This window comes from Micromonospora humi, from assembly GCF_900090105.1.
Lineage (GTDB): Bacteria > Actinomycetota > Actinomycetes > Mycobacteriales > Micromonosporaceae > Micromonospora > Micromonospora humi.
Genome location: NZ_FMDM01000008.1, coordinates 101,253 through 112,579, shown reverse-complemented (window position 1 = coordinate 112,579; position 11,327 = coordinate 101,253). Strand labels below are relative to the sequence as shown.

Genomic DNA, 11,327 nt, shown 5'->3' with positions numbered 1-11,327 from the left:
ATCTGCTCGCATCGTCACTCCTCGTCGTGGTGGTGGTGGCCGGTCCCAGGTTCACATGCCGGCGGCGACCGTCGCCACCGATTTCGGCGTCCGGCGACCGGGCCCTACGGGCAGTTCGCGCTGGTGCGCCGAACCGTGTACTCGCGGTCGTCGGACGTGATGCCCGACGGCACGCCGTCGAAGTGGGCCTCCACCTTCGCCCGGCCGCGGCGCTGCTCGTAGTGCAGGTGCGGGGCGCCGGAGTTGCCGGTGCTGCCGACGCGCCCGAGTTGCTCGCCACGGGCCACCCGCTGGCCGGCGGTGACCAGCGGCGGCTCCAGCAGGTGCAGGTACTGCGTCTGCCACTTCCCGCCGTGGTCGATCGTGACCCAGTAGCCGCCGCCCCGGCCCTTCGGCCCGTCCGGGTCCTGCGGGGTACGACCGCCGAGCGAGCCGTTGATCCCGGCCACGTCGACCGTGCCGGCGGCGGAGGCCAGCACCGGCCGCCCCCACGCCGCGCCGGTGGTCGGGTACAGGTCGACGTCGTAGTCGTCGTGGCCGGGATAGGTGGACAGCCGCCACGTCTCGCCGCAGGCCACCGGGAGCTGGAACGCCGGCCGTGGGCCCGGTGGCGACAGCAGCGGCACCACGACCGCCGCGCCGGCGGCCAGCGCCGCGAGGGCGCCGACGGCCGACGCCACGCGGGTCGCCCGGCGGCGGGGATGCTCAGGAGGCTCGGCGGTCACCGTGGGAAGCATGACACGCGCGGCTGCGGATCAGGGTGTCCAGCGTACGCCCGGGTTCACCCGCCCGGACCAGTCGAAGACCGCCATGTTGTCCCACTGGTTCCCGGTGCCGTTGATGTTCGCCGGGTCCCAGCCGTTGCCGCGGACCGCGTACCAGGTCGGTTCCCAGTAGAAGACGCCGACGGCTCCCGCGTTGCGGGCCGTGTTCTGCACCCAGTCGAACTCCTGGGCCTGCCCGGACCAGGTCGCACCGATGCCGTCGCAGGTCGCGTCGCCGACGGCGTTCGGCTCGCTGTCCGCGTTGTTCCGGGTGAAGGGGTACGCGGTCTCCGCGATCACCACCGGCTTGCCGTAGCGGCCGCGCAGGTCGACGATGTTGTCGTAGAGGTTCGCCAGGGAGCCGTGCCACATGCAGTAGTAGGACAGCGCGGTGATGTCCCACCGCACGCCCTGGGCGCGGATGCCGTCGTAGAACCACCGGGCGTTGGCGTTGCTGTCGGCGTCCGCGGTGTGGATCATCACCTGGATGCCGCCGCCGCACGCCTTGGTCGCGTCGTAGCCCTGCTTGAGCAGCCCGGCCAGCGGAGCGAAGTCGTTGTTGACGACCCTGCCCTCGTTCCACAGCATCCCGACGTTGATCTCGTTGCCGATCTGCACGCTGTCCGGTGGCGTGCCCTGCCCCCGGAGGCTGGTGCAGACGTCGTAGGTGAAGGCGTACACGTCGGTCCGCAACTGGCTCAGGCCGTGGCCGGCCCAGGCGGCCGGCTTGTACTGCTTGCCCGGGTCGGCCCAGGTGTCGGAGTAGTGGAAGTCGACGAGCACCTTCAGGCCCTTCGCCTTGGCCACCCGCGCCTGGGCCAACAGCCTGCTCTTGTTGTTGTAGCCGCTGATCGGGTCGTTCCAGACGCGCAGCCGGACGTAGTTGACGCCGACGGACCTCAGGATGTCCAGCGGGTCACGGGCGACGCCGGCGGCGTCGTAGTAGCGGGCGCCCAGGTCCAGGCTGCGCTGCAACGAGGAGACGTCGGCGCCGCGCATGCCGAGCGTGTTCGCGGCCGCGGCGGGCGCGGGGGCGCCGCCGAGCATCGCGGGTACCGCGAGGACGACGGCCGTGACGGCCCCGATCAGGGCCCGACGGCGGCGGCGCGGGGGTGTGCTCACGGGACTCCTTCTCACGGGCGCTCAGCCCACGGCGCAGACGGCGCCGTTGAGCGAGAAGCCGGTCGGCGGTGCGTCGCTGGCGCTCCACCGCCCCTGCAGGCCGAAGGTCGCGGAGCTGTTCGGCGCGAGGACGCGGTTCCAGTCGACGTTGCGGGCGGTGACGGTGGGGCCGGTCTGGCCGAGGGTGGCGTTCCAGCCCGAGGTGACCTGCTGGTCACCGGGGAAGCCGAAGGTGACGGTCCAGCCGTCGACCGGCGCCGACCCGGTGTTCTGGACCGTCACGGTGGCCACGAAACCGCCCTGCCACTCGGACTGGTTGCGGTAGGTCACCCGGCAGGTCGACGGCGGTGGGGGCGTCGGGGTGGACGTGGTGGGCAGGGTGACCGTGTTGGACGCGATCGACACGTTGCCCACCGCGTCCCGGGCCCGCACGTAGTAGAGGTTGGTCAGCGGCGTCGGCGGCGGCAGCGACGCCGTGTACGTCGTCCCCGGCACGGTGGCGACCAGTGTCGAGGAGAACCAGCCGTCGAAGCGGTAGACGTTGTACCCGAGCACGCCGGCGTCGTCCGTCGACGGCGACCAGGACAGCCGGGCGGTCGAGGCGGTCACCTCGCTCACGGTCAGGTTCTGCGGGGCGCTCGGCGGGGTGGTGTCCGGGCCGGTGTCGGTCACCGGGGTGACCACGGTCAGCGTGTCCGTCGAGGCCGAGCGGTGTCCGAGGCTGTCGCGGGCGGCCACCCGGAACGAGTACTGCCGGCCGGGCTGGAGGTAGTTGGTGATCGTGGTGGTGGTGACGGCCCCGACGGCGGCGCTGTAGATGACGTCGTCGAACGCCTGGTAGTAGGTGATGTCGTAGCCGACGACGGCGCAGCAACCGGGCCTGGCGGCGGTCCAGGTGAGGGTGACCGACCCGGACCGGACCGGGCCGGCGGTCAGGTTCGTGGGCGCGCCCGGCGGGAAGGGCGAGGTGTTCGGCGTGCTGAGCGACACGGTCGGCGTCGGCGGCGCCGTTCCGGTCGGCTCCGGGGCGGACACCGCGACCCGGCCGGGCGCCGGGGCGACCACGGGGTGCGCGGCGGGGGCCGCGGCGCCCGCGCCGGCCACCGGCACGACGCCCAGCGCGGCGCCGAGCATCGCGGCCGGCATGAGGACGGCGGCCAGGGGGCCCGGCCGCGGGCGGCGCGGCAGCGAGGGCGGGGAGACGCCTGTCATACCTCGACGATGCCGCAAGACATCGATGATCGCCAACGTGTCTCACCGCTCGGTCGGCGGCGGTCCGCGCCGGGCCACGGCATCGGATAGCGGCTATCCGACTCTAGATCAGGTTTGGTCGTCGCCGAGGCGCACAATCGCAGCGTCATCGCGACTGCGGCCAGCGATTCGCGGCAGTGCGGCGCCCGCCCGTCGGGAGGAGCCGGTCCAGGTGAACACGTTCACGCCGGACGACGGCGGCGCGGCCACGACCGCGCCGGCGGCGTCCGACCGCGCCCCCACGCCCACCCTGCCCCGCGCCGGTGGCGCGATCCGCGGCATGGGCGAGACGTTCGCCGCCAGCCCGGTCACCGGCACCGGCTCGCTGAGCATCCCGGTGCAGGTCAGTCCCGGCCGTGGTGGGCTCGGTCCACAGCTCGCGCTGGCCTACGACTCCGGGGCGGGCAACGGCCCGTTCGGGCTGGGCTGGCAGCTGTCCGTGCCGGCGATCAGCCGCCGCACCGACCGTGGGGTGCCGACCTACCAGGACGGCCACGGCGAGCGCGCCGACGCCGACACGTTCCAGCTGGCAGGCGACGAGGATCTGGTGCCTGCCGTCGACGCGGCCGGGGTCGTCGTCGAGCGGGTGCGCGAGGGCTACCGGGTACGCCGCTACCGGCCCCGGGTCGAGGGGGCGTACACCCGCGTCGAACGGTGGAGCAGCCTGACCGACCCGACCGACGTGTTCTGGCGCACCGTCTCCGGCGCGAACCTGGTGTCCGTGTTCGGCCGCGACGCGGCCAGCCGGATCGCCGACCCCGCCGACCCGACCCGGATCTACTCCTGGTTGGTGTCCCACGTCCAGGAGGACACCGGCGACGCGATCCTCTACGGGTACGCCGCCGAGGACGACGCGAACGTGCCGACCGGGGCGGTCAGCGAGGCCGGACGGCAGCGCCCCGCCGGGCGTTACCTGCGCACGGTCCGCTACGGCAACCGGCGACCCGCGCTGGACGGCGACGGCGACCCGCGCGACCCGCGCACCCTGCCCGACGACACGTGGCTGTTCGAGGTGGTCCTCGACTACGGCCAAGGGCACGTCACCGCGCTGCCGACCGGTCCGGACCAGCGGGAGTTCGTCAGCGCCCGCGCCGCCGGGGCGGGGACGTGGCCGGCCCGGCAGGACGCGACGTCGTCGTACCGGTCGGGGTTCGAGGTCCGCACCCACCGCCTGTGCCGCCGGGTGCTGATGTTCCACCGCTTCCCGCGCGAGCTGGGCCGCGCCGACTGCCTGGTGCGCTCGACCGACCTGACCTACGACGAGGGACCGGCGGTGTCGCGGCTCGTGCGGGTGGAGGCGGCGGGCTACCGGGCGCAGCCGACCGCCGACGCGCCGGACCGCTACCTGCGGGTCGCGATGCCGCCGCTGGACCTGACCTACTCGGCCGCGCCGAGCGCGGCCGAGCTGGCCGTGCGGGCGAGCGAGGCCGTGGATCCGGACACCCTCGCGTACCTGCCCGGCGGGCTGCACGAGTCGCACTGGCTGGACCTGGACGGCGACGGCGTCGCCGGGCTGCTCACCGAGGAGGGGGCGGGCTGGTGGTTCCGACGCAACCTCAGCCCGCTGGCCGGGCGCGCCGAGTTCGCCGCGCCGCAGCCGGTGGCGCCGCGTCCGGCGGCGAGCCTGGGCGCGGGGGCCCGCTGGCTGGACCTGGCCGGGGACGGCCGGGCCGACCTGGTGGTCCTGGACGAGGCGGCCCGCGGTTTCTGGGAGCGCGACGACGCGGCGGGCTGGGCCGGGTTCCGCCAGTTCCGCTCGTGGCCGACGGTCGAGCTGGACGATCCGCGGGTGCGGCTGCTCGACCTGAGCGGGGACGGGCGCGCCGACCTGGTGATCGCCGAGGGCGACGGGTTCACCTGGTATCCGTCGCTCGGCGAGGACGGCTTCGGTCCGGCGGTGCGGGTGCCGGTCACCGGCCAGGGTGGGCCGCGGCTGGTGTTCGCGGAGGCCACGCAGACGATCTTCCTGGCGGACATGTCCGGCGACGGCCTGACCGACCTGGCCCGCATCCGCAACGGTGCGGTCTGCTACTGGCCCAACCTCGGCCACGGCCGGTTCGGACCGAAGGTCGTGATGGACTCCGCGCCGTGGTTCGACGCGCCGGACCGGTTCGACCCGGCCCGGCTGCGCCTGGCCGACGTGGACGGCACCGGCCCGACCGACCTGGTCTACCTGGCCCCGGACGGGGCGCGGCTGTTCCTCAACCAGTCCGGCAACTCCTGGACCGAGGGGCGTCGCCTCGACGGCTTCCCCGGCGCGGACCGGCTCGCCGAGGTGCAGGTGCTGGACCTGCTGGGCACCGGCACCGCGAGTCTGGTGTGGTCGTCGCCGCTGCCCGGCGACGCCGGCCACCACCTGCGTCACCTGCCGTTGACGGACGCCAAGCCGCACCTGCTCACCGCGATCGTGAACAATCTCGGCGCGCGCACCGACGTGCGGTACACGCCGTCGACCGTCCACGCGCTGCGCGACGCCCGCGACGGGCGGCCGTGGGCGACCCACCTGCCGTTCCCGGTGCAGGTGGTGTCGCAGGTGCAGACCTCCGACGGGATCAGCGGCAACCGGTTCACCACCCGCTACGCCTACCACCACGGCCACTACGACGCCGACGAGCGCGAGTTCCGCGGGTTCGGCATGGTCGAGCAGTGGGACGACGTGGTCATCCCGTCGGTGGCCGGCCCGGCGTCCAACCACGACCGCGCCTCCGACCTGCCGCCCGCGCTGACCCGGACCTGGTACCACACCGGCGCCTGGTTCGAGGGCCCGAGCCTGGCCGGCCGGTACGCCCGCGGCTACTGGCGCGAGGGCGACGCCGGCGACGGCGAGCCCGGGTCGGGCGAGCCGGACGCCGCCGCGCTGCTGCTCGACGACACCGTGCTCCCGTCGGCGCTGCTCGGCCCGGCCGGGCGCACGCCGGTGACGCTGACCCCGCGCGAGTGCCGGGAGGCGACGCGGGCGCTGCGCGGCAGCCTGCTGCGCCAGGAGGTGTACGCCCTCGACGGCGGCGAGGCGCAGGACCGGCCGTACACCGTGTCGGAGCGCAACTACACGGTCGAGCTGCGGCAACGCGGCGACGAGGCCCGGTCCGCCGTGTTCTCGGTGCACCCGCGCGAGCAACTCGACCTCAACTACGAGCGGGTCCTCGTCGACGTCGCCGGGAAGCGGCGCGCCGATCCCCGGATGACCCACACGGTGACCGTGGCGGTCGACGCGTACGGCACGGTGCTGCGCACGCTCGCGGTCGCGTACCGACGGCGGCAGCTGCCCGGGGTGGACCTGCCGGAGCAACTGGCCACCCACCTGCTGCTGCGGGCCACCCGGGTGGCCAACCACGCCGAGGACGACTGGCACCGGATCGCGCTGCCGGTGGAGGCGGCCACGTTCGAGGTGGTGGGCGGCCCGCAGCCGCAGGTGGTCGACACCCGGGTCCTGCCGCTGCGCCACGAGACGCTGACGGCGCTGGTCGAGGAGCTGTTCCCGATCGGTGCCGACGCGCCGGCGACGGACCGGCTGTGGCCGTTCGAGCGGTGGGACTGGCGGGACGCCCCGCCGGAGGCGCCGATGCTGCGCCCGCTGTCCCGGGCGCGCACGCTCTACCGCCGCGACGACCTGACCGGGCCGCTGCCGCTGGGCGTGGCGCAGTCGCGTGCGCTGCCGTACGAGACGTACACGCTGGCGCTCACCGAGGGGCTCGTCGCGCAGGCGTACACCGGTCCGGCGGCGCCGTTGCTGTCCGACCCGTCCGTGCTCACCGGCCCGGGCGGCGATCAGGGCGGCTACGTCGCGATGGACGGCGGCTGGTGGGCGCCGTCGGGTCGGGTGCTGCTCAGCCCGTCCGCCGACCCGGCCGCGCCGGTGATGACCGCGGCGGCGGAGCTGGCCCACGCGCGGGCGCACTTCTTCCTGCCCTGCCAGTACGTCGACCCGTTCGGCCAGGCCACGCTCGTCGGCTACGACGAGGCGGACCTGCTGGTGACCACGACCCGGGACGCGGTCGGGCAGGTGTGGACCGCCACCAACGACTACCGGGTGCTCCAGCCGTGGCGGGTGACCGACCCCAACGGAAACCGCGGCGCGGTCGTGTTCGACGCGCTCGGGCTGGTGGCCGCCGCGGCCGTGCAGGGCCGGGCGGGGCAGCTCGCCGGCGACGACGTGACCGGATTCGACCCGGATCCGGCGCCCGCCGCGCTGCGGGCCCTGGTCGCGGATCCGCACGCCACCGCCGCGGCGATGCTCGGACAGGCCACCACCAGGACCGTCTACGACCTGCACCGGTTCGCCCGCTGCGGGCAGCCCGCGGTGGCGGTGGGGCTGTCGCGCGAGGTGCACGCCGCCGACCCGGGCGGGCACGCCGGCCCGATCAGCGTCAGCCTCACCTTCTCCGACGGTTTCGGCCGCGAGATCCAGCGCAAGGTCCAGGCGGAGGCGGGCCCGGCGCCGCTGCGCGAGACCGACCCGGTGGCCCCGTCCGGTGACGTGCTGCCCGGTGCGCTCCGCCGCGACGGCGGCGGCGTGCCGGTGATCGGCGCGGTGGCCCGGCGTTGGGTGGGCACCGGGCGGACGGTGTTCAACAACAAGGCCAAGCCGGTACGCCGGTACGAGCCGTTCTTCAGCGCGACGCCGCTGTTCGAGTCCGAGCCGGAGCTGGTGGAGACCGGGGTGAGCCCGGTGCTGTTCTACGACCCGCTGGCCCGGGTGGTCGCCACCCTGTCCCCCGACCACGGCTACGGCAAGGTGGTCTTCGACGCGTGGCAGCAGGCCACCTGGGACGCCAACGACACGGTGCTCGACGACCCGCGCACCGATCCCGACGTCGCCGGGCTCGTCGCGGCGTACCTCGCCGCGCAGCCGCCGGACTGGCGGACCTGGCACCAGCGGCGCGCCGGCGGGCAGCTGGGTCCGGCGGAGCAGGACGCGGCGCGCAAGGCCGCCGCGCACGCCGGCACCCCCGGTCTGGTGCGGATCGACCCGCTCGGCCGGGCCGTGCGCACGGTGGTCCACAACCGGTACGAGCGGGCCGGGACCACGATCGAGGAGGTCGTGGTGACCCGCAGCGTCATCGACGGTGGCGGGCTGCAACGCGCGGTCGTCGACGGGCTGGGCCGCACCGCGGCCCGCTTCACCTACGACGTGCGTGGCGGGCTCATCCACCAGGCCGGCGCCGACACCGGCGAGTCCTGGCAGCTCACCGACGCCACCGGGCGGCCGATCCGGTCCTGGGACGGGCACGGTCGGCGCACCCGGGACGTGTACGACGCGCTGCGCCGGCCGGTGAGCCGGCACCTCACCGGCGCGGTCGGGGCCGATCCGGGCCTGGAGATCACGGTCGCCCGCACGGTGTACGGCGACGACCCGGCGACCGGCCTGACCCGCGCGCAGGCCCGGGACCTGAACCTGCTCACCCACGTCTACCAGCGCTACGACAGCGCCGGCGTGGTGACGAACCTCGGCATCGACCCGGCCAGCGGGCAGCCGCAGGCCTACGACTTCAAGGGCAACCCGCTGCGCGGCAGTCGCCGCCTGGTCACCGGTCACGCCGCCGACCCGGACTGGGGCGCGGCCGTCGCGCCGGCGCTCGACGAGCCGATGACGACGGCCACCACGTACAACGCGCGCGACGAGGTCGTCACGGTGACCGCGCCGGACGGCAGCGTGGTGCTGCCCGGCTACAACGAGGCCGGGCTGCTCGAACGCGTCGACGTGCGGCGCCCCGGCGCGGCGGGGGCCACGGCGTACCTGCGCGGCGTCGAGCACGACGCGCGGGGCCGCCGGGTCGAGGTCTCCTACGGCAACGGGGTGACGATCCGGCAGGAGTACGACCCGGTCACCGCGCGGCTGACCGCGCGGCGCGCCACCCGGGCGCCGATCGGGGCCGAGGCGTCGCCGCTGTTCACCGACGCGTCGGTGGTGCAGGACGTGCGCTACGGCTACGACCCGGTCGGCAACCTGTTGCGCGTCGCCGACGCCGCCCCGGCCCCGGTGTTCTTCGACAACCGGCGGGTGGAGGCGCTGCGCGAGTACACCTACGACGCGGCGTACCGGCTGCTCTCGGCCGGCGGCCGGGAGCAGGTCGGGCAGGTGGCGCTGGACCCGTCGCCGCCGTCCGGCGCCGGTCGCCGCGACCTGCCGTTCGTCGGCGCCCGCGCGCACCCGGCCGACCTGCGGGCGATGCGCTCCTACGTGGAGCACTACGAGTACGACCCGGTGGGCAACCTGACCCGCCTGCGCCACGTCGCGGGCGCGACGACCTGGGTGCGCGACTACGAGTACGCGACGCCGAGCCTGCTCGAACCGACCCGGGTCGGCGACCGGCTGACCCGCAGCACGCTCGGTGGGTTCACCGAGACCTACCGCTACGACGAGGGCGGGCGGGACGCCGGCGGGGTGCTGACGGCGCTCAACTCGCTGAGCCTGGGCTGGGACCACGCGCACCGGCTGCGCCGGGTCGACCTGGGCGGTGGCGGGGTCGCCCACTACGTCTACGACGGCGCGGGCAACCGGGTGCGCAAGGTGATCGAGCGCGACGGGGTGGTGCGCAGCGAGCGGGTGTACGCATCCGGCTTCGAGCGCTACCGCGAGTTCGCCAACGGGCGGGTGACGCTGGAGCGCACCACGCTGCACGTGCTCGACGGGGCGCAGCCGGTGGCGCTGGTGGAGACGCAGACCGTCGCCGACGGGGTGGCCGTGCCCGCGCCCGCCGCGGTGCTGCGCTACCAGGTCGGCGACCTGGTCGGCTCGGCCTGCCTGGAACTGGACGCGGTGGGCGGCCTGATCTCCTACGAGGAGTACCACCCGTTCGGCACCACGGCGTTGCAGACCGGGGCGGGCGGGGCGGAGGTGAGTGTGAAGCGCTACCGGTTCACCGGCCGGGAACGCGACGAGGAGACCGGCTTCGCCTACCACGGCGCCCGCTTCTACGCGCCCTGGCTCGGCCGGTGGACGTCGGCGGACCCGATCGGGCTGGGCGACGGGATCAACGTCTGGGCGTACGCCCACAACCGGCCGGTCTGCTGCACCGACACGGGCGGCACCGCCGGCTTCGAGAAGGTCGAGACCGAGGACCCGAGCGCGAACTACTACTACGACCAGGACAAGGGTGTGACGATCCGCGACTCGGCACAGCTCACCGAGCTGTGGGTCGACGTCGGCGCGCACCAGGTGGACCGGGTCGGGATCAAGTTCAAGGCCACCGCGCAGGATGTCATCACGCCGAACAAGCCGATCACGAAGGAGCGGCTGGCCAAGGACATCAAGAACATGTCCCCGCAGGCGTTCCAGGACAGGTACGGCGTCGGCGCGATCGAGTACGGCGTGCTCGCCGACGCGCTGATCCCACCGCCGGAGCCGATCGTGGTCCCCGAGGACAAGATGCTCTACATGGGAGCCGGCGGCCGGACCGGCACGGCCGAGGACCTGGACGCGATCGAGCTGGGCGAGCGGATCGCCAACATCCAGCAGCCGACGATCGTCGGGTCGCTCTACGGCGTGACGGCGGTCGCGCTGGGCGCGGACGCGCAGGAGGCCGCCCGCATGATCAATCTGGGCAATTCGGTCGACAACGTGGTGATGGCGGGCCTGTTCGTCGGCGCCGGCGCGGGCCGGCTGGGCGGCAAGGGCGGTGGCGGCAGCGGCGCCTTCGGCGGCGGTGGCAGCGGCGGTGGCAGCGGCAGCGGGGGCGGTGGCGGCACGGGCGGAGGCGGCGGCGGGTCGGGCGGAGGCGGCGGTGACACGCCGGGATACCGGCGCAACGCCGACGGGAAGGTGCAACTGAACGTGCTGCCCGGCGCGACGGTGCCGCAGCGGGACGTCCAACAGGTGTTCCAGGGCGCGGTCTCCCAGGTCGACGCCCGACTCCGGATGGATCCGGTGCTCGCCGGGAAATACATGCGGAACTACGAACGCGACTGGGGCGGGCTGGGGCTGTTCGGGCAGCGCATGGCGTACGGCCACGCGGTCGAGCGGGCGTTGGCCGCCGGCGCGGCGCCGACCGGGTTGCTGATCCACACCGGCGACAACCTGCCGCTGATCCGGGGCGGCCCCGACTTCGTCGGCGCGCCGGGCACCCCGTTCGCCGGCAAGGAGTTCCAGGTCACCACGCAGAGCGGCTACTACACCCACGTCTACAAGGCGGCGCCCGGCACGTACTGGGGCCTCTACCCGACCTACACCCCCTGAGAGACGGGCCAGGC

General features: G+C 74.5%; 4 protein-coding genes. 1 reads left to right on the top strand and 3 read right to left on the bottom strand.

Features of this window, described 5'->3' with window-relative positions:
• Nucleotides 1-104: 104 nt before the first annotated feature.
• The 3 genes from GA0070213_RS16905 to GA0070213_RS16895 are packed head-to-tail and all read right to left on the bottom strand — an operon-like array spanning nt 105 to nt 3,098.
• A complete protein-coding gene (locus tag GA0070213_RS16905; protein ID WP_091064573.1) occupies nt 105-737 on the bottom strand; it encodes a M23 family metallopeptidase in 633 nt (210 codons plus the stop codon).
• Nucleotides 738-755: 18 nt separating this feature from the next.
• Nucleotides 756-1,886, bottom strand: coding sequence for a glycoside hydrolase family 53 protein (locus GA0070213_RS16900; RefSeq protein WP_091064568.1), 1,131 nt, complete (start codon nt 1,884-1,886; stop codon nt 756-758).
• Nucleotides 1,887-1,907: 21 nt separating this feature from the next.
• Nucleotides 1,908-3,098 (bottom strand): cellulose binding domain-containing protein, encoded by a 1,191-nt coding sequence (locus GA0070213_RS16895; protein WP_091064564.1) that lies wholly within the window; start codon nt 3,096-3,098, stop codon nt 1,908-1,910.
• Between the two features lie 211 nt (nt 3,099-3,309).
• Between GA0070213_RS16895 and GA0070213_RS16890 the strand changes: the two genes are divergently transcribed.
• Entirely contained in the window at nt 3,310-11,313 is an 8,004-nt protein-coding gene (locus GA0070213_RS16890; protein ID WP_175441374.1) for a SpvB/TcaC N-terminal domain-containing protein, read from the top strand.
• Nucleotides 11,314-11,327 lie beyond the last annotated feature (14 nt).